General features: G+C 74.1%; 14 protein-coding genes. 9 read left to right on the top strand and 5 right to left on the bottom strand.

The genetic code is table 11. From position 1 onward, the window contains the following. Positions 1-120 precede the first annotated feature (120 nt). From AC6I72_RS34345 to AC6I72_RS34330, 4 genes are all read right to left on the bottom strand, one after another. Positions 121-2253 carry an FG-GAP-like repeat-containing protein gene (locus AC6I72_RS34345; protein WP_498005370.1) on the bottom strand — a complete coding sequence of 711 codons (2133 nt, stop codon included), beginning with the start codon at positions 2251-2253 and terminating at the stop codon, positions 121-123. Between the two features lie 657 nt (positions 2254-2910). Further along, positions 2911-4371 (bottom strand): lanthionine synthetase C family protein, encoded by a 1461-nt coding sequence (locus tag AC6I72_RS34340; protein ID WP_498005369.1) that lies wholly within the window; start codon positions 4369-4371, stop codon positions 2911-2913. A gap of 193 nt (positions 4372-4564) precedes the next feature. Further along, positions 4565-8134, bottom strand: a complete 3570-nt coding sequence (locus tag AC6I72_RS34335; protein WP_498005368.1) for a lantibiotic dehydratase — start codon at positions 8132-8134, stop codon at positions 4565-4567. A 110-nt stretch (positions 8135-8244) separates the two neighbouring features. Beyond that, entirely contained in the window at positions 8245-8427 is a 183-nt protein-coding gene (locus tag AC6I72_RS34330) for a hypothetical protein (RefSeq protein ID WP_366723101.1), read from the bottom strand. A 377-nt stretch (positions 8428-8804) separates the two neighbouring features. Between AC6I72_RS34330 and AC6I72_RS34325 the strand changes: the two genes are divergently transcribed. The 4 genes from AC6I72_RS34325 (at position 8805) to AC6I72_RS34310 (ending at position 13616) form a co-directional block, all read left to right on the top strand. Further along, on the top strand, positions 8805-9983 hold the full coding sequence (locus tag AC6I72_RS34325; RefSeq protein WP_498005367.1) for a CapA family protein: 1179 nt from the start codon (positions 8805-8807) through the stop codon (positions 9981-9983). A gap of 211 nt (positions 9984-10194) precedes the next feature. After that, a complete protein-coding gene (locus AC6I72_RS34320; protein ID WP_498005366.1) occupies positions 10195-11076 on the top strand; it encodes a ThiF family adenylyltransferase in 882 nt (293 codons plus the stop codon). Next, the gene (locus AC6I72_RS34315) at positions 11073-12071 is read left to right on the top strand and encodes an aspartate carbamoyltransferase (RefSeq protein WP_498005365.1); all 999 of its coding nucleotides are present in this window, start codon (positions 11073-11075) and stop codon (positions 12069-12071) included. Before AC6I72_RS34320 ends, AC6I72_RS34315 begins: the two co-directional genes overlap by 4 nt. A gap of 117 nt (positions 12072-12188) precedes the next feature. Further along, positions 12189-13616 (top strand): FAD-binding oxidoreductase, encoded by a 1428-nt coding sequence (locus AC6I72_RS34310; RefSeq protein WP_498005364.1) that lies wholly within the window; start codon positions 12189-12191, stop codon positions 13614-13616. Positions 13617-13876: 260 nt separating this feature from the next. Here the strand turns inward: AC6I72_RS34310 and AC6I72_RS34305 are convergent, their stop codons facing one another. Beyond that, complete coding sequence (locus tag AC6I72_RS34305) at positions 13877-14647, bottom strand: ArsR/SmtB family transcription factor (protein ID WP_498005363.1); 771 nt, start codon at positions 14645-14647, stop codon at positions 13877-13879. A 300-nt stretch (positions 14648-14947) separates the two neighbouring features. On the opposite strand from AC6I72_RS34305, the gene AC6I72_RS34300 reads away from it, so the two are divergent. From AC6I72_RS34300 to AC6I72_RS34280, 5 genes are all read left to right on the top strand, one after another. Beyond that, the gene (locus AC6I72_RS34300; RefSeq protein WP_051813452.1) at positions 14948-15361 is read left to right on the top strand and encodes a RidA family protein; all 414 of its coding nucleotides are present in this window, start codon (positions 14948-14950) and stop codon (positions 15359-15361) included. Between the two features lie 32 nt (positions 15362-15393). Next, positions 15394-16824 carry an MFS transporter gene (locus AC6I72_RS34295; RefSeq protein ID WP_498005362.1) on the top strand — a complete coding sequence of 477 codons (1431 nt, stop codon included), beginning with the start codon at positions 15394-15396 and terminating at the stop codon, positions 16822-16824. A 156-nt stretch (positions 16825-16980) separates the two neighbouring features. After that, positions 16981-17457: a hypothetical protein gene (locus AC6I72_RS34290; protein WP_498005361.1), complete on the top strand. Its 477-nt coding sequence runs from the start codon at positions 16981-16983 to the stop codon at positions 17455-17457. A gap of 289 nt (positions 17458-17746) precedes the next feature. Further along, positions 17747-18226: a hypothetical protein gene (locus AC6I72_RS34285; RefSeq protein WP_498005360.1), complete on the top strand. Its 480-nt coding sequence runs from the start codon at positions 17747-17749 to the stop codon at positions 18224-18226. After that, positions 18216-19439 carry an MAB_1171c family putative transporter gene (locus AC6I72_RS34280; protein ID WP_498005359.1) on the top strand — a complete coding sequence of 408 codons (1224 nt, stop codon included), beginning with the start codon at positions 18216-18218 and terminating at the stop codon, positions 19437-19439. Before AC6I72_RS34285 ends, AC6I72_RS34280 begins: the two co-directional genes overlap by 11 nt. Positions 19440-19476 lie beyond the last annotated feature (37 nt).

The raw sequence follows: 19476 nt of genomic DNA, 5'->3' as shown, positions 1-19476 counted from the left end.
CCCCGGGCGTCCACGCGAAGAAAGGGCCTCTCGCGGCTCGGCGGACTCGATGTCCGCGAACCGCGAGAGGCCCTCGTCGTCATGGGGCGGGCCGGCCGGCCCGCCCGTCGACGGCCCCGGTCAGGAAGGGCTGTTGTAGCGCTCGATCATGTGGACGCGGCTGAAGGTCCAGTTGCCCTTGGCCGCCGACCAGCTGCCGGCCGGGCCGTTGAGGGTGCCGTCGGCCTTGGCGGTCCAGGTGATGGTCTTGACGCTGCCGTCGGAGTAACCGTAGAAGGTGGCCAGGTCGTCGCGGCCGTCACCGTTGTAGTCACCGGTCACGAGCTGCATGTTCTCGCGGTAGTAGTTGCCCGCGGGCGTGGACCACAGCTCGGTGCGGCTGCCGAACACGCCGTCCGCGCCGCTGGGGGTGAACCCGATCAGCTTGTCGCTGCCGTCGGCGTAGTCGTACCAGGCGGCGACGTTGTCACGGCCGTCCCCGTCGAAGTCGCCCGAGACGAGGGTCGCGCGGGCGAACTCCCAGCCGGTGGGCGAGTTCCAGCCCGCCACGGGCTCGCCGAGTCCGCCGTCGGGCCTGGCCGGGAAGGTGAAGAGCTTGACCTCGCCGGTGGCATAGCCGTAGAGCGCGGCGAGGTCGTCGCGGCCGTCGCCGTTGTAGTCACCGGTGGTGAACTTCATGTGGGTGACGTCCCAGTTGCCGCTGGCACGGTCGAACGAGGTGAAGGGGTTGGCGAAGCCGCCGTCGGGCCGGGCCAGGAAGGTGTGCAGCGTGTCGTGGCCGTCGGCGTAGTCGTACCAGACGGCCACGTCGTCGCGGCCGTCGCCGTTGAAGTCACCGGAGTTGACGGTCATCCGGGAGAAGGTCCAGCCGGAGGTGACCTTCCAGGAGTGCAGGGGCCCGGCGAAGGTGCCGTCTCCCTTGCCGAGCCAGGTGATCAGGCCGACCTCGCCCGTCGAGTAGCCGTAGAAGGTGGCCACGTCCGCGATGCCGTCGCCGTTGAAGTCGCCGGTGAAGCGCTTCATGTTCTCGGCGTAGTAGTTGCCGGCCGCGGTCGACCAGGCCTCGGCCGGGCTGCCGAAACCGCCGTCCGCCTTCGCCGGGAACGTGTGCACCGAGTCGTGGCCGTCGGCGTAGTCGTACCAGTCGGCCATGTCGCTGCGGCCGTCGCCGTTGTAGTCGTGACGGACCGTCGTGCCCGCGGCCCACTGCGCCTCGCCCTTGGCGTTGCGCAGGACCAGGTTGCCGCGGTCCTGGAGGACGAGCGAGCCGCCGGCCGCGCTGGTGCCGCTCTGCCACAGGACGGTGGTCCCGTCGCTGGCGACCACGGCCAGGTTGCCGTTCGGGTCCAGCCGCGCCCGGGCGCCGGGGTGACCGCCGGTCTTCGTCGACCAGCGGGTCTGCCCCGAGTCGGAGACGACGACCAGGTCGCCGTCGTCCTGCATGGTCAGACGGGCGGAGTTCGACGTCAGGGTGTCCCCGGGCAGCAGGACGCCGCCGGAGGCGAGGACGTTGCCGCGGGCCACGTCGTCCAGGCGGGTGGAGACGGCGCCGTTGCGGGTCTCGGCCGGGTCGGTGCCGAAGCAGCCGCCCTGCCAGGACTGGCTGCTGACGGCGACCAGTTCCGTCTTCCCGTCCTTCTGGCGCACGACCGGGCCGCCCGCGTCACCGGCGCAGACGGCGTCCGCCGCGGTCTTGCCGTGCAGGGCGAGCGTGCCGCCGTTCACCGCGTCGACGCTGAAGGTCCCGGTGTGCAGCTTGAGCGGCGCCCACTCGTCCCTGGTCCGGCCGAAACCGGCCACCGTGACCTCGTCACCGGCGGCCGGCGGGGTCGTGGCGAGCGCCACCGGGGTGATGCCGGTGGCCGGCGAGGCCAGGCGCGCCAGGACCAGGTCGCGGTCACCGCGCGGGACCAGTTCGACGACCTCACGGACCTGACCGGCGGTGCCGGTCAGGTCCGTACGGCCTATGGTGGCCGTCGTCTTCCACTTCGGCTTGCCCGTGGGCACCTGCCCGGCGCCGTCCTCGGCGAAGCAGTGCGCGGAGGCGGCCAGCCACTGCGGGGCCACCAGCGCCGCCGAGCAGGCACGCTGACCGTCGCCGATGTCCAGGCGGGCGGCGAAGGCGAAACCGTTGTCGGTGGCCGCCGGGCCGGTGACGGCATGCGCTCCCGACACGGTCAGACAGCCCGCCGCGAGGGCGGCGGCGGCCAGCAGACCGGCGCTCCTCGCGGAGGTCGAGCGGGATCTTGACACGATGAACCTCTCCCGTTGGGGTCGCGGTGCGCGGGGCGGCCCCGGCCGGAGCACTGGGACGGACCGGGGGACCGGCCGCGCGAGTAGGAGGACGAGGGCGGACCCGGCCCGGGGCGCCCGGTCGGGGCGGCGGGCCGGGCGGGCTGTCAGCCGGTGACGCGGAGGCCGGCGATGCCGGGGCCGGGCTTCCGCGCGCCGGTGCCGGCAGCGGTGACCGCGGTGGCACCGGCCGCCGTGACGCTCCGGGCCGATGCCCCGGCACCGGCGATCGCGGCGTTCCCGGCCGGACGCTCCGTCAGGAAAGGGGCGACTTCCAGCAGTTGCGCCCCACAAGCACGGCGAACACGGCGTATCGCCATGTGTTTCCCTTCTCCGAACCGAGGGGGAACCGAGCGCCCCCACACTGTCCAGGCCCAAGAGCCCCTCGTCCGGCGAAAGTAAAGCACATGTAAGGGTCCCGTGAAACGGGAGTCCCATACCCTTTCACCAGGGCAGACATGACCACCGCGCAGCCGGGAACGAGCAGTTGGAGGCCGCTCCCGCCCGCCGTCCGGGGCGCCGGAGGCAGGCCCGCGCCCGCCGCGGCGAGCGCCGCACCCCCTCCGTAGCACGCCTCCTCCCGCGTGCTCACCGGGCCCGCCGCGGTTCGCCGGCTCGTCAGCTCGTCAGCAGGGCCGCGTCCCAGGTGGGTGAGGTGGCGGTGCGAGGAGGCCGCGCGTAGGTGGCGAGGGCGAGCGCGACGCCGGTGGCGCCGTCGAGCAGGGCGCAACTGTCCAGGTGCGCCGGGGGAGTGGTGCCCTGGACCGGACGCCGGTAGCCGAACGCGGCCCCGGGCGAGTAGGCGGCCAGGAGCGCGTCGGCCAGGCGGTCGGCGCCGGCCCACAGGTCCCGGTCGCCGGTGGCGGCGGCCATCAGTGTGGTGGCGTGCAGGATCCCGGCCAGGCCGTGGCACAGGCCGGGATCGTCGTCGGGGACGAGTGCGCCGGGCGGGCTGTGCAGCAGGCCCCGCAGCGCGTGGGCCGCCGTCCGGACCACCGCCGGGTCCGCGAGGGCCCGGCCCGCGAGGTGCAGGGCCCCGGCGATGCCGGAGGTGCCGTAGCACCAGCCGGGCCGGATGCGGGCGGGACGCGCCGGTCGGGTCGCGGCGGCCCGCCGTGGCCGTCCGGTACGGCGGGCGGTCTGCTCCTCGTAGGAGATCCGGCCCGGCCACTGCGGTGCGCCCCCGGGGCCGGGGTGGGTGTGGTCGGTGAGCCAGTCGACCACGCGCCGGATCGCCTCCGCGTCGCCCGGTACTCCGCGCCCGGACAGCCTGGCCAGGGACAGCAGCGCCAGCGGGCCGCAGATGCCGTGCGCGGCACCCGCGTTGAAGTCCCCGCGCGGGAAGGTCTCCCGGTCGCGGGGCACCAGGTAGTGCTCCGGGGCGCACCACCAGCCGGGCACCGGGACGCCGTCCACCTCGGTCGGCCGCGTCAGCTCGACCAGATGGGTGAGGACGTCGGCGAGGACCCGGGCGGCTCCGGCATGGCCGGTGTCGGCGGCCAGCAGCAGGATCCGGCCGTGCCGGGCGAGGCCGGTGATCGCGTCGTAGTGGTGGTAGGCCTGTCCGCCACTGCCACTGCCACTGCCACTGCCACCGCCACCGCCACCGCCACCGCCCCCGCCACCGTCACCACCGCCGGCGCGCCGGCCGGGGGCGGCCCGCGACCGGGCGGTGCGGGCGGCGAGTGCGGCGGTGTGCGCGTCCATGGCCTGGCCCGCCGGTCCAGCGCCGGTACCCGTGTGCCGCAGGTACAGGAGGAGGGGCAGGACCAGGTCGCCCGCCGAGGCGGGGCGGGCTCCCGTAAAGGCCGCGGCCGCCGCCCGGAGGTGGGCGCGGGCGGCGGCGAGCGCGTCCGGATCGTGCTGGGCGCAGCGCAGTTGCAGCAGGCTGACCCCGCTGTGACCGAGGAGCACCGAGGAGGCGTGCCAGGCGGGGAGCATCAGCTCCGCGGGCAGCCGGGCGAGACCCGCCCGTGTGACGGCCGCGGCGTGGGCCGGGTCGCGCAGGGTGCGGGCGACTCGGTGGGCGGTGTCGAGTGCCGGTCCGCCGAGGCGGGGTCCGGGGTGGTGTGGGGTCATCGGCCGTCCGGTGCGGTCGGTGCGGGCGTGGGAGCGGGAGCAGGAGTGGGCTTCGGTGTGGGGTGGGCGTCGGCGGGGGAGGGGTGGAGTCCTTCGCGGGGTGGAGGCGGGCGGACGGATGTGCGTCGGAGGCGGTGGTGGTCCTGCGGCCGGGGCGGCGGCGGGCGGTGCGGCGCGCCGGTCCGCTCGGGGGTCACCGGCCGTGCCGGGTGCGGTCGAGGCGCAGGCGCAGGCTTTCGCGGGCCGTGGCGTGAGCCCGCAGGTCCATGACGCGGTCGGTGCCGAGGAGCCGGTTGCAGTGCAGGTGGGCCAGGCTCAGGGCGACGGACGCCCGGCTCCGCGGGGCGAGCACCGTGCGCAGGCGGTCCAGCGCGGCGGAGCGGCTGCGCCACGCCGGCGGTGCCTGCGGTGCCCCGGCCGGCGTCAGGGCGGATGCCACGGCCTGCTTGTCCGCTCGGGGGACGTCGGCGCGGTGGGCCAGGACCTCCGGGCCGCTCAGCCACTCCAGTGCCTCCGCCGGTGCGCCCAGGCAGGTGAGGATGTGCAGGATTCCGGAGGCGGCGTCGGACTCGGCGGAAGGTGTGGCGAGTTGGCCGAGGACGGTCGCGCTGTCGGCCGCGAAGACCCGTTCCGCCTCCGGGAGGGCCCGCGGACCGCCGTAGCGTTCGGTCTCGGGTTCGTACGTGTCGAGGACGAGACGGTCCATGAGCCCGGCCTCGCGCAGGGTCCCGGCCCAGTCGCGCAGTGCGGGCAGGAAGACCGGCCACAGGCCCTGGGGTGTGCCGTGGACGCGCAGGCGCAGGTGCGGGTCCGGGTCCGCGTAGCGGAGGAAGAACCACCGGTCGGCGCCCGCTTCGCCGAGCAGGTCCGGACGCAGCAGGGTGGGCAGGTGCCGGGCGAGGACGTCGCGTTGCAGGGCCGCGGGCACGTACAGCTTGGCGTAGAGCCACTCCCCGCCCGGGAGTTCGGCACGGCGGGCGGCCGGGGGACGGACGACTGGATCGGCGGCCGGGGGACGGACGGCGCGGCGGGCGGCCGGCGGGGCCGGTGGCGCGGGGGCGGGCCGGGGTTCCGGTGCGGGAGGTCCGGGGGCCGGTGTGGTGGGCCCGGGTCGCGGTGCGGGAGGCCGGGGGTGGGGCGCGGTGGGCCGGGGCTCCGGGCGGGGGTGGCGGGCGAACAGCGGCAGGGTCAGTTCGGCCGCGTGCGCTCCGTGCGGCCCCTGGAGCCAGCGGCAGCCGGCGGGGCCGCCGTACCACTCCGTCATCGCCGCCGGTACGGGCCGCCGCAGCTCCTCGTGCAGCAGGAGCAGGTGCAGCGGGTCGTCCAGGTCCAGGGTCAGGCGGTGGTCGGCACGGGTGAGCCGCAGGTGGCGGGGGACACGCCACCGGTCGCGCCAGCGGGCGACCTCGCGGTGCCAGCGCCCGCCGGTGCCCTCGTTCCGGCGGGCGGCCTCGCGCAGCGCCCGGTCGGGCAGCCAGCGCGCCGGGGACAGGACGGTCCGTCCGTGGCGGACGCGCGGCAGGGCCGGTGCCTGCGCCCACGGGCCCCAGTCCCAGGGAGCGCACCAGCCGCGCCCCTCGTGGCCGAGGTCCAGCAGGAAGCGGGCGGTGTCGGGCACATGGCCGGAGGCCGGGTTGAGCATGCAGTACGACACCGGCCGTACGAGGGTGCCGGTCGGCGTGTGGACCAGGCGCAGGCGCTCCGTGTCGGCGTACACGGCCAGGTCCTCCAGCCGCAGGTCGCCGGCCTGGTCCGCCGCCGCGGGGCCGACGCCGAGGGGAATGCGGTGCGGCAGCCACTGGGGGACGGCGGTGACGTTGGCGGACCGGACGACTCGCGGGCGGTAGGCGACGACCGCGGGTGTCTCGGGCACGGGCTCCTGACGGGCGGTCGTCGTCTCGCCGTGCAGGACGGTGTGCCGGACGTCCGCTTCTTTGCCGTCGAGGACGTGGACGAAGCGGCCCGAGGTGGCACCGGCCCGGGGGGAGCCCGTAGGAGCGCCGAGCACCAGGGTGAACCGGCCCGCGCACAGTTCGTCCCAGCCGGTGGCCGCCAGCTCGGCCCCCAACTCCAGGGAGGGTGGCGGCCGGTGGGGCGGCTCGGGGGCCAGCGCGGTGACCGTGGCGTCGTCGAGCAGGATCTCACCGGACCCGGAACGGGCCGCATCCAGCAGGAGTTCGGCGAGAACGCCCTGCCGGGTGGCCGCGCCGCGGGCGGCCGGGTCCCGGGCGAGGAGGTCGCGGGCTGCCGATCCGGCCGGTCCGCGCTGTCCGCCCTGGCTGTCCTGCTCGCCTTGTCCGTTCGCTCCGTTCGGATCCCCGCGCTCGGCGGCGCCCGCGCGCGTCCGGTACGCGGCGGGCAGGCCGAGTCCGCGTGCCTCGTCGAGGAGTTCGCGGACCGGTACGGCGCGGCCGGTGCCGTAACGCTCCAAAAACCGCCGGTGGTACGGCCGCAGAGCGGGCGTGCCGGGCTCGTGCCGGGTGAGCCGCCACAGGACGCCCGCCGCGCGCTCGGCCTCCTCTCCCACCGCGGCCGGCAGCACCAGCCGCGCGTCGAAGGCGAGGTCGCACTGCACCAGGTGGCCGGACGGCGCGAGAGCGCGCATGCGCTCGGCCACCTCGGCCAGTCGCGGCCCGCGCGTGGTGAGCGGTGCGGCGTCCAGTGCGCGCAGCGCGCCGCGTACCCCGGCCAGGGCCTCGGCGTGGGGGTGGCCCGAGCCGTCGAGGCGTTCCAGGACGTGGTCGAGCGGGGTGAGGCAGTCGGGCGGCGGAACCAGGTCGCAGAGCACGAAGCGTCCTGCCACGAGCCGGCCGACGACGTGGCCGACCTCCTCGCGCGTGGCCTGCGGGAAGTCGTCCTGGAGCCGTTGGACGAGCGCGGGGAAGGCGATGGGCCCGGCGGCGTACCGCAGCACGCTGCCGACGAGCCGGGTGTGGCGCACGGAGTGGACGCGGCGCCGGGCGCCGTCCGCGTCGTGGTGGTCGACCAGGACGACCCTGCCGTCGCGGACGACGTGCAGGGGATCGGCGACCAGCCGCGAGCGGGCGACGAGGCCGGGGTGGTCGAGCAGGCCGTCCAGGACGGTGTCGAGCCAGGCGGCGTCGGGCCGGCTGATCGTGCGGTGGGCGGCACCGACCGTCCGGTGGGGCACCGGTCCGAGGGAGGCGGCCGCGACACCGGCGAACAAGCCGAAGGGCGTGGGGCGGTGGGTCATGCGCAGGTGGTACTTCAGTACGGAGAGCAGGACCCGCCGCAGCCTGCGGGGCGTGACCGTCCCCGGCGCCACGACGCCCGGCGCGGCTGTCTCCAGGTCTGCCGTCTCCGGCGCGACCGTCTCCCGGTCTGCCGTCTCCCGGTGTGCCGTCTCCGGCCCCGCCGGCGTCGGACCTGCCGTCACCTGTCCCGCCGCTCTCGGACCCGCTGTCTCCCGTCCTGCCGGCGCCGGACCCGCCGTCACCTGCCCCGCCGGCGCCGGGACTGCGGTCTCGGGCGTTCCCGCCTCCGGTGCCGCCGTCTGCGCCGCCGCGCACTTCGACAGGTCGTCGGCGAGGCTCGGGCTGGCCAGCCGGACCGCCGCGGTGAAGAGCGGGTCGGCGGCCAGCCGTGCGAGCCGCGCACGCAGGGCGGCGGGGTCGTCCAGGTCGTCGAGGTCCCCGGGGGCCGGCTCCGCGCGGAGGTCTTCCCGGTGCGAACCGGGCAGCGGGAGCGCCGCGGCACGCAGCAGGACACTGCTGCCTGCCGCGAACACGTGGGTGTCGTTCATGGGCGGGCCTGCCTCCATCCTGGCCTGGTCGGGGAACCACCGCCGGCCCGGCGGGAGGGACCGGAACCGGTGTCCGGCATCAGCCCTCCCGCCGGACTCACCACGGGGGTTCAGCAGTTGTAGTAGGTGGGCGGGCAGGCCAGGCAGGTGCCCGTGCCGGTGAAGGTCGCGGGGTGCGGTCCGGGCCCGGCCACGTCCTCCGCCTCCACGTCCAGCCGCAGGTCGATGTCGAGGTCGAGGTCCAGGTCGAGGTCCCGGTCCAGGGCGGGCTCCGGGCTCACGGTGCGGGCCATGTCGTTTCCTTCCTGAGAGGTTCCCGAAGGTCTCGGAACGAGCGGCAGCGATGCTAGGAGCCTTCGGCTTCGGTTCCGGCCGAAGTGTGTTCCATCCGCTGTCATGGATGCGTTTTGCGCCAAGTTCCCGGGAAGCGTCCGCTGTAGTTGTCAGCGACGGACCAGCCGTGCTTATGCTCACCAACGGCACCATCCGCTGTAGCGAATGGCCGTCGAGTTCCTCGACCGCTCGAGTCCATCGAGTCCGTCGAGCACATCGGGGCCGTCGAGTTCATCGCGTTCACCGAGCCCGTCCGGTACTCGCGAGCACACAGCGAGTACCTGGCGAATGCCCAGCCAACACCCACGCCGAAATGGTCAAGGGGGCCGTGCCGTCCATGGACGAGTTGCAGATCGTCGCCGTCGGGGACGTCTTCGTACACCGGGAACGACCCGAGGAGGCGTTCCAGCACGTCAGCAGCGCCTTCCGACAGGCGGACACGACGTTCGCGAACCTCGAGGGCGTCTACTGCACCACGCAGGAACGTGCCCCCAGCGCGGGCGTCCCCGTCATCGCCGATCCCTCCCACGCGCGCGGTGTCGCCGGTGCCGGCGTCGACGTCGTCTCGCTCGCGAACAACCACAGCCTCGACGGGGGGACCCTCGCCCTGCTGGAGACCCGCGCGCTGATGCGGGGCTCAGGTGTGGCCACGGCGGGGGCCGGGGAGAACCGGGAGGACGCGCACCGGCCGGCCGTGCTCGACACCGGCCGGGGCCGTGTCGCCGTCCTCGCCTACGCCTCCGTCTTCCCCTGCGGGTACGAGGCCCGTCCCGGAGTCCCGGGACTCGCCCCGCTGCGGGCGAGCACCCTCTACACCCCGTGGGAGACCAACGAGTGGAATCCGGGGCTGCTGCCCCGGGTCACCACCGTGCCCGACGAGGGGGACATGGAGGCGCTGCGCGAGGACGTGGCACGCGCCCGCGACCAGGCGGACGTGGTCCTCGCCAGCTTCCACTGGGGCGACTTCACCCGGCCCTACGTCCTCACCGATCACGAGACGCGCACCGCGCGCGCCGCCATCGACGCGGGCGCGGACGCCGTCCTCGGCCACCACCACCACCTCTTGCGCGGCATCGAGTTCCACCGCGGACGGCCCATCTTCTACGGCCTGGGGCACTTCGCCTTCGACCTGCCCGGCCTGGAGGAACGGCTGCGGAAATCCGCCTACCTCGGCCGCGGCGACGCCCGGCTGCGCCGCGAAAGTGCCCGGCGTTTCGGCGAGTTCCGCATCGGTCCCCGTGAGGGGCACCCGCTGCTCCCCTTCCATCCCGACGGCCGGCTCACCGGCTTCGCCCTCATCGGGTGGGCCGACGGCTCGATCCGCGCCGGGTTCGCCCCGTGCGTCCTCGGCCCGGACAACAGTCCCCGCCCGGTGGCCGCCTCCGCACCCGAGGGGAAGGAGGTCATCGACTACCTGGAGCGCGCCTGCGCGTACGAGGAACTGCCCACGCGCTTCGAGCGGGACGCCTACACCTTCCACGGCATCCACGTCACGGCCGTACGGCCCGGCGACTGACCGGCCGCGCCGCACACCTCGCGGCCTGAACGGCACACATCCCCCGCGCCGCGCACCTCGCCGACTGAACGGCACACACCAGCCGCGCCCGCACCCGGGCCCGAACGGCACACACCAGGCACCGACACGTCCACACGGCACGGCACACCAGGCACCGAACACCAGACACCAGACACCAGACACCAGACACCAGACACCGGAAAGGTCATCCATGTCGGATCGCAAGCGCTACACCGCCACGGAAACCGGCGAGGACTACTACTGGCAGCGGGTCCGCCGCAACCTGGGCTGGCTGGGCAACACCCTGGAGGAGCAGAAGGAGCGCCAGCTCAAGCTGAAGAACGCCGTCATAGGCATCGCCGGTGTCGGCGGCATCGGCGGGGCCACGGCGGACCGTCTGGTCCGCATGGGTGTGCAGAACCTGAAGCTGGCCGACCCGGACTCCTTCGAGGTCTCCAACATCAACCGCCAGTACGGCGCGAGCATAGACACCGTCGGCCGCAACAAGGCCGAGGTCGTCGCCGAGGCCGTCTACCGGACCACCCGCGACGTCAACATCGACGTGTACCCCGAGGGCATCACCGAGGACGTCGTCGACGAGTTCTTCGAGGGCTGCGACTACGTCCTGGACAAGATCGAGATCTACGAGATCGAGGCCCGTTACACGCTGCACCGGGCCTTCCGCCGCTCCGAGCGCTGCCGGTTCATGATGTGCACGCCGGTGTTCGGACACCGCACGTTCTTCTTCAAGTGGACGCGGGACTCCATGACGGCCGAGGAGTACTTCGGCGTGCCCGAGGGCGAGGAGATGAACGAGAAGAACGCCGAGCAGCTCATCAGCAGGTTCATCCCGGAGATGCCGGACTACCCGGACCGGTCCGTGCTGGACGACTGGTTCGTCAAGGAGCGCGAGTGCCCGATCTTCGCGGGCACCCCGCCACTGGCCCAGGGCATGCTCGCCTCCCGGCTGGGACAGGCCATCACGGGCCTCGACGAGCTGCCCGGCTCCGTGCCGCTGCCCGTCATGCCCGGTTACGCGATGCTCGACACCCAGAAGTGGGTGGCGAAGACGGTGGAGGGCCAGTGGTGGTGACGCAGCAGCTGATGTCCGCCCAGGCGCCGCCCGCGCCCCCCGCCACCGGCCTGCCGCGGCACGCCGTGTCACTGTCCTCCTGGCGGCGCGCCGACTACGAGCGGGTGTGGGAGCGGGCCGAGTGGATGCTCGGCCGCTCCCCGGAGACCCTGGCCCGCACGGCCCCCGGCGCGCTCCTCGGCGTGCTCTTCTACCAGAACAGCACGCGCACCCGGCTCAGCTTCGAGGTGGCGGCCCGGCGCATCGGCGGCTCGTCCGTCGGCTTCTGCGACGTGGCGGTCACCCGGGCCGGCGACTTCTACCAGGAGTCCCTGGAGGACACCGTGCGCGTCATAGGCTCCTACGCCGACATCCTCGTGCTGCGGCACACCGACGACGACGCGGCGGAGCGGGCGGCGGCGGTGTCACCGGTGCCCGTCGTCAGCGCCGGCACCGGCGACCGCGAGCACCCGACCCAGGCCATGCTCGACCTGTGGGTGCTCCGCTCCAAGCTGGACAGCCTGACGGGCGTCACCGTGGGCTACGTCGGCGACCCGGCCTGCCGCTACGCCCGCTCGCTCGTGCACGGGCTCGCCACGTTCCACGCCGCGGGCATCGTCTTCCTCTCCCCGGACGGCACGCACGTCCCCGACGACGTGCGGGCCACCCTGGCCAGGGCCAGGATGACCTGGCGTACGGCGGATTCGGCCACCGAACTGCTGCGCGCCGTGGACGCGGTGACCATCATCCCGTTCGAACTGTCCGACTTCCACGAGAGCGCCGTACGCTCCCACACCCGGTCGGCGCGGCTCGACCAGCGGTTCGTGTTCGATGCCGGGCTGCTCAGCCGGACGGGCACGGGGGTGCCGCTGATCCACACCGGGCCGCGCGGTCCGGAGCTGCCTCCGGAGACGGACGACCTGCCGAACGTGCACTACTTCGAGGGCGTCACCAAGGGTGTCCACCTCCGCGCGGCCCTGCTGGCCGAACTCCTCGCCGGTCACCGCCGCCGGTAGCGCCGCGTCCCGCGCCGCCGGTACGGCGGCGGACCGCAACGGGCCGTGCCGGGGCAGCCTCCCCCGGCACGGCCCTACCGTTGCCCGCCACACCCCTCCCGACGAGGAGAACTCCCCATGTCTGAAGACCCGTTGGGCGACACCCTCACGGCGGCGCTGCGCGTTCGCGTCCCGCAGTGCCGCGTGCTGACCGGCGCGGAGGTGACCGAGGGCCATCTGCACGACGAGGCGGCGGGAGCACCCTTCGGGCGGCCCCGGGCCGTGGCGCTGCCCCGGGACACCTCCCAGGTGTGCGCCGTCGTGCGCACCTGCGCCGAACTCGGTGTGCCGATCGTTCCGCGCGGGGCGGGCACGGGACTGTCCGGCGGCGCCAACGCCGTCGAGGGCTGTCTGGTGCTCGCCACCGAACGGATGGACCGGGTGCTCCGCGTCGACGTGGACGACCACACCGCGACCGTGCAGCCGGGCGTCGTCAACGACGACCTCAAGCGGGTCTGCGCCGAGCACGGCCTGTGGTACCCGCCCGACCCGGCGAGTTCCGCGTGGTCGACGATCGGCGGCAACGTCGCCACCAACGCCGGGGGCATCTGCTGCGTGAAGTACGGCGTCACCCGCGACTACGTCCTGGGGCTGGAGGCCGTCGTCGCCGACGGTACGGCGGTGCGTCTGGGCGGCCGGACGGTCAAGGGCGTGGCGGGATACGACCTGCGCGGGCTGTTCACCGGCTCCGAGGGCACCCTCGGGGTGATCACCGAGGTGACGCTGCGGCTGCGGGTGCGCAGGCCCGAGCCGCCGGTGACGGTGGTCGGCTTCTTCGACGAGCTGACCGCGGCCGGGCGAGCCGTCGCGGCGGTCGCGGCCCGCGGACTGACCCCCGCCGCCCTCGAACTCGTCGACCGGCACTGCCTGCGGGCCGTGGACGAGTGGAAGCGCACGGGGCTGCATCCCGGCGCCGCGGCCCTGCTGCTCGCCCGCAGCGACGCCGGCGGGGGTGCCGCCGAGGAGGAGGGCCGCGCCCTGCTCGACTGCTTCCGGGGCGCGGGCGCCACCTGGGCCGACGTGTCCACCGACCCGGTCGAGGCCGACGCCCTCTTCGAGGCACGGCGGCTGGCGTACCCCGCTCTGGCCCGCCGCGGGCCCGTCCTCACCGAGGACGTGTGCGTGCCCCGCAGCCGCGTCCCCGAGATGCTGGAGCGCATCGCCGGGATCTCCGCCTCCCGGGGCGTCGCCGTGGCCAACATCGCGCACGCCGGGGACGGCAACCTGCACCCTTTGATCATCGTGCCCCGCCCCGGCGAGGCGGCCCTCGCCCGCGTGCACGGCGTCTTCGAGGAACTGATGGACGCGGCGCTCTCACTGGGCGGCACCGTGACCGCCGAGCACGGGGTCGGCCTGCTCAAACGCGCCGGTCTGCGGCGCGAGTCGAGCACAGCCGCCCTCGCCCTGCAGCACGCCGTGAAACACGCGCTCGACCCCCGGGGCCTGTTCAACCCCGGCAAGGTCCTGGCCACGGACCGGCCGTGGTCGCCCGGCACGGCGAGCTGAGAAACGCCCGCACGGTGAGTACCGAGGGCGCGCCCGCACGGTGAGTACCGAGGGGCGCGCCCGCCCAGTGGGTGCTGAGGGTGCGCCCGCACGCCGCGCACCGAGGACGTGCCCGTACGGGTGCGTGCTGAGGACGCCCGGACGGTGCGTGCTGAGGACGGCCCCGCACCGTGCGCCGGGCCCGGCGCACGCGGACGCCGCCACCGTGCAGGGGCCGAGGGCGGCCCGCCGCGTGCCCGCCCCCGACCGGGAACTCGTACTCAGGCCGCCGCGCGGGTACGCAGTTCCTGGAGGTCGAGGCCGAGCCAGTCGCGCAGGCCGCGGGCCCCTTCCTCGGGGACCCTGATCACCCGGCTGCCGGAGGCCCGGACGACCCAGCCCAGTTCCAGGAGCCGGTCGAGCAGCGCGGCACCCACCGCGCCCGCGAGGTGGTGGCGCTGTTCGGTCCAGTCCACGCAGTAGCGCACGGTGGGCCGGGCCGTCCGCGGCGGTTTCACACCGACCTCGTCCAGGATCCGCCAGCCCTCCTCCGTGACCTCGTAGACGAGGTCCCAGCCCGGCGCGGACAGCCGGTCGCGCACCGAGCGGGCGGGGTCGTGCAGTCCGTCGCCGCCGACCAGGATCCGCCGCTCCAGCAGGGCCCGCATCACGCCGACCCCGAGGTGGCCCGCCAGATGGTCGTAACAGGTGCGGGCCAGGCGCAGGGAGGCGGCCCGTGTCCCGGACCGCAGAGACCGCGGGGTGAACGGGCGCGCCAGGTTGGCGAGGGACTCCAGCGCGTGGGCGACCTCCGCCGAGGCGAGGCTGTAATAGCGGTGGCGGCCCTGTCTGCGGACCGTCAGCAGTCCGCCGTCGACCAACTGGCCCAGATGGCCGCTGACCGTCGACGGCGCCACGCCGGCCTCCGCCGCGAGCATCGTCATCGGAAGCGCCCGCTGGTCCAGGAGGGCGAGCAGGATCCGGGCCCTGGTCTGATCCCCGATGAGGGAGGCCGGAGTGAGGAAATTCGCGTCTCCCGCCAAGTCGCGCATGACTCTCCCGAACAGTCGGTGCCGTGGCCTTCTCCGGTGTCCATGCTGTCACCGATCAGGGCGCGACCGAACCGCCGGAACGTTTCGCGCGTCGATTTTGCGCCGCCTTTCCCTCTGTTCCGGGCGGGGCCCGCACCGGCCGCCGGCTGCCCCGCGGCAGTGCGCCGGACGGTCGCTGCCAGCACATTTCGACCTGGCCCGAAGCTTTACGGCACTAGATTGGCCAGTGACCGCTTCCCCCTGGTGCGGACCGCCCCGGCAGGCCGGGAAAGCGGGTCCGCGGGGTATCACCGTGATTTCGTGGAGGTGCTGATGGGCCGCGAGCTGATCGTCCGGGGAAAGGTGCCCGGCTACCGCTATTCGCCGGGTGTCGTAGTCGGTGACACCGCCTATCTGGCGGGCCATTTCGGCGTCGACGGCGACGGGAAACTGGTCGCGGACGAGGTGGCCGGACAGGGGCGCCGCGCGCTGGAGAACCTGCGGTCCACCCTGGAGGCCGCCGGGATGGGCCTGGGGGACGTGGTGAGCATGCGGGTCTGGCTCACCACCTACGACGACATGCCGGCCTTCGACGCCGTGTACGGCGAGTTCTTCGAGACGGACCCGCCCGCCCGTACGGCCTTCATGGTGGAGCGGCTGCCGCTGGGCGCGGCCGTCGAACTCGACGCGATCGCCGTCCGCGACTCGGCCGAGGTGAAGGCACGACTGGCCTGATGCCGGGCCCGGAACGAAACGAAGGAACGTCGATGTCCCTGGACGACGTCAACCCTCCCGCCGCGGTCGCCACCGCGGACCCCCGGGCTCCGAAGACCGCGTCCCGGCTTCCGCTGGTCGCGCTCTGCCTGGGCTTCTTCATGGTCATGCTGGACGCGACGATCGTGACGGTCGCGCTGCCGCCCATCGGCAAGGACTTCGGCACCGGCGGAGACCTGACCGGCGCCCAGTGGGTCGCCGACGGCTACACCATCGTGTTCGCCGGGCTGCTGCTCTCGGCCGGCTCGGTCGGCGACCGGCTGGGCAGCAAACCGGTGTTCCAGGCCGGGCTCGGCCTGTTCGTGCTGACCTCCGTGGGCTGCGGCATCGCCCCGTCCCTGTGGTTCCTGGTCGTGATGCGCCTGCTCCAGGGCCTGTCCGCGGCGCTCGTGGTGCCCACCTCCCTGGCGCTCATCCACGCCTCCTACGACCGCAAGGAGGACCGTGCCCGCGCCATCGGGGTGTGGGGCGGCATCGGCGGCATCGCGGCGGCGTCCGGGCCGGTGCTCGGCGGACTGCTCGTCTCGGCGTTCGGCTGGCGCTCGGTGTTCTACGTGAACCTCCCGTTCGGCCTGCTGGGGCTGATCCTGACGGCCCGTCACGTGATCGCGCCGAGGCCGCGCGGCGAACGCGGGCTGGACCTGCCCGCCCAGATCCTCGGCATCCTGGCCCTGGGCGCCCTCACCCTCGCCATCATCGAGGGCGGCCACCGCGGCTGGTCGGCCCCGCTGGTCGTGGCCGCCTTCGTCCTGTTCGCCGTGTGCGGGGCGGCGTTCCTGCTGGTCGAGGGACGGGTGAGCAATCCCATGCTGCCGCTCTCCCTGTTCCGCCACCCCTCCTTCTCCGGGGCCACGGCCGTGGGCCTGCTGCTCAACATCGGGTTCTACGGCCAGTTGTTCGTGGTCACCTTCTACTTCCAGCAGTACCGGCACTACGCCGTGCTGTGGGCCGGGCTCGCCATCCTGCCCCAGACCGCCATGGCCGGCCTCGCCTCCGCCCTCGGCGGACGGATGACGGCCCGGACCGGCCCGCGCACCCCCATGACAGTGGGGCTGCTGGTCGGCACCGCCGGCTTCTTCGCCCTCCTGGTCGCCGGGAGCTCGACCCCCTACTGGGTGCTGGTGCTGCCGCTGGCCGCGATCGGCTTCGGTACGGCGTTCACCATGCCCGCCGCCGTGGCCGCGGTCGTGGAATCGGCGCCACCGGAGCGGTCCGGCGTGGCGTCGGGCGTGCTCAACGCCAGCCGCCAGGTGGGCAGCGCGGTCGGCGTCGCCCTGCTCGGCTCGCTCGTCGCCACCCAGGCGCACTTCGAGACCGGCATGCGCGTCGGATCCGTGATCAGCGGCTGCTGCTTCCTGGCGGGCGTCCTGGTCGCTGTCACCACGGTGGGACGGAACCCCGGCAGGCAACCGGGCGCCGCCTGAGCCCTGTCGGGGCCACTGTGGCCCCAGGCACGGGGGAGGCGGGCCGCACCGGCCGTCCTGTCCGCTGTCGCGGACCTTCCACTCCGTCAGCCGGTAGCATCGACCGGTACAGCGGACGGTCCCGGCCGGGGCCGAGTCACCAGCGGAGGACGGCTGATGAAGGAGAGCGACCTTCCCCGGGGCCAGGGCGGCCGGCCGCTGCTCGCCCGGTTCGACGAACGTCTGCGCGCCCTGATCGTCGCACTCTATCCGGATGAAAGGCAGCGGCCGGGGTACGCGAGACTTGCCGCCCAGATAAGACAGACCACGGGCGGCACGATCTCCGCGACCTACCTGTGGGAGCTGGCCACCGGCAAGAAACGCAACCTCACCCTGGAGCAACTCGACGTCCTCGCCCAGTTCTTCGGTGTCCCGCCGGAGTACTTCTTCGACGACGAGGCCGCCGAACGTGTCAGCGCGCAGCTCAAGCTCGCCTCCGCGCTGCGGGACGCGCGGGTGCGCAACCTGGCCCTGCGCGCCGACGGGCTGTCCCCGCAGACACTGGACGCCCTGCTCACCATGGTGAACGAGGCGCGCCGGATCCAGCAGCTGCCGGATGTCGCCGCACCGGGCGAGAACGAGCCGGACAGTTGACATCCCCGCGCCCGGACCTGAGCGCGGACCCGCGCCCGGACCTGCGTCGGGACGCGCGTCCGGTCCGGCCGCGGCTCGCCGGGACCGGTGGCCGGGTGGCCGGATCCCACCGGGAGCGAAGATCACCCGGTTGACCCGGTTCGGTGTCGTGCCGAAGCATTTGCGGGTCCGGACGATTCGAAGAACGAGCGACTCGGAGAGTGCACCCTTCCCGTCACCGTCCCCCACACGAGGCGAAGGCACCCGCATGCCGCACTACTTCAGTACACTCCGCCGCCGCTGTCAGGCAGTGGTCGACACCCTGGACCTCCCTCGGCCGTTCTCCGCCGACACCTTCTGCGCGCACCTGTCCCGGCAACGCCGACGGCCCATCAACGTGCACGCCTTTCCCCCCGCCGCACTGGGCAACTCGGCCTGCGGACTGTGGCTCGCCACCGAGACCGACGACCACATCTTCTTCGAGACGCGCACCACACCGCTGCACCAAGAACACATCATCATGCACGAGATCGCCCATCTCCTCTTCGACCACGGCTCCTCCCCCACCTCGCCGGCGGCCGGCCTCGCGGACGTGTTCACCGACCTCAGCCCGGGCACCGTGCGCCGGCTCCTGGGACGCACCAGCTACACCACGGTCCAGGAACAGGAGGCCGAGATGCTCGCGAGCCTCATCAAGACCGCCGCCGACCGGCCGCGCAGCTCGCCGTCGGCGGGCGTACTGGGCAACCTCGAAGCTGCCCTGGGGGTCGGCGGTCCCCATGCGCGCTGATCTGGCCTCGGCCGCCGGCCTCGTCGAGGACGCGGGGGTGGCGGCCATCTGGATCGCGGTCCTGCTGCGGATACCGGCGGCCCGGCGCGACCCCCGGCAGCGCGGTCTGTGCCTGGCGGTCGCCGCCGCCGCGGCCGCCATGGCCCTGCGCCTGGGCCCGGTCGCCAGGGCCATCGACCTCGTCACCGGCGACCCGCGCGCCACTCAACTGGCCATGCACCTGCTGGGAGCGCTGTCCGCCCTCGTCGTCCTCGACTTCCTGCTGACCGTGACGGGCGGCGGCCCACCGCGCCTCTGGCTGCACCTCGGCGGTGTGTTCTGCCTGCTGACGCTGCTGTACCTCGACGTCTCGGCACCCGCGCACACCCAGGACGTCATCGGTCCGCACGGCGCGCCCGAGCCCTCCCTGGTCTTCTGGCTCACCCTGGTCTGCATGCACCTGGCGGCCGACGGCACCTGCGTCGTGGTGTGCCGGCGGTACAGCCGCCGCGGCAGCGCCGGGCCGTCCCGCACCAGCCTGGCGCTGTTCGGCCTGGGCACCGCCTTCGCCGGCCTGTTCTGGGTCGCCGACCTGCTGTACATCCAGGTGCGTTCACCGTGGATCCCGGTCTGCCTCTCCGCGACGATGGGACTGCACGGACTGCTGCGGGCCGCCTCGATCGCCGTACCCACCCTGCTCGACGCGCACCGGGCAGTCGGCGACATCAGGGTGCTGCGCCGACTGGACCCGCTGTGGCGGGATCTGATCGCCGCGGTGCCCTCCGTCGCCCTGTGCGCGCCGCGGCACCACCTCCTCGAGGTCCTGTGGCCGCGAGGTCCCAGGGACCTGATCGTCTACCGGAAGATCGTGGAGATCCGCGACGCGATCCTCGTGCTGCGCGAGTACGTCCCCTCGGACGGGTTCGTGCCCGCCGGGGACCCCGAGTCACCGGCGGGTCCGGACGCCCGCCCGGCCGGTCCGGACGCCCGGCAGCTCGCGGCGCGCGGTGAGGACCGCGAGGCGGTCATCGTCGCACGCATGCTGCACACCGCACGGCGTGCCAAGCTGGCGGGCCGCCCGCCGCTCGCCCACTCCGCCCGGCTGCCGCAGCCCGGTTGCGCGGACGTGGCGGCGGAGACGGACTTCCTGACGCGGGTCGCCGACGCCTACCGTCGCCGCCCCCTGCCCCCGTACCCCCTGCCGGCCCGGGCCGCGAGCCGCCCCGCCGCGTGACGGCGTCCGGACGCGTCCGGACCGCGCGCCCCGCGCG

This window comes from Streptomyces sp. Xyl84 (assembly GCF_059731885.1).
Note: the sequence above shows the minus strand (reverse complement) of the source record. Positions and strands in the feature narration are given on the sequence as shown.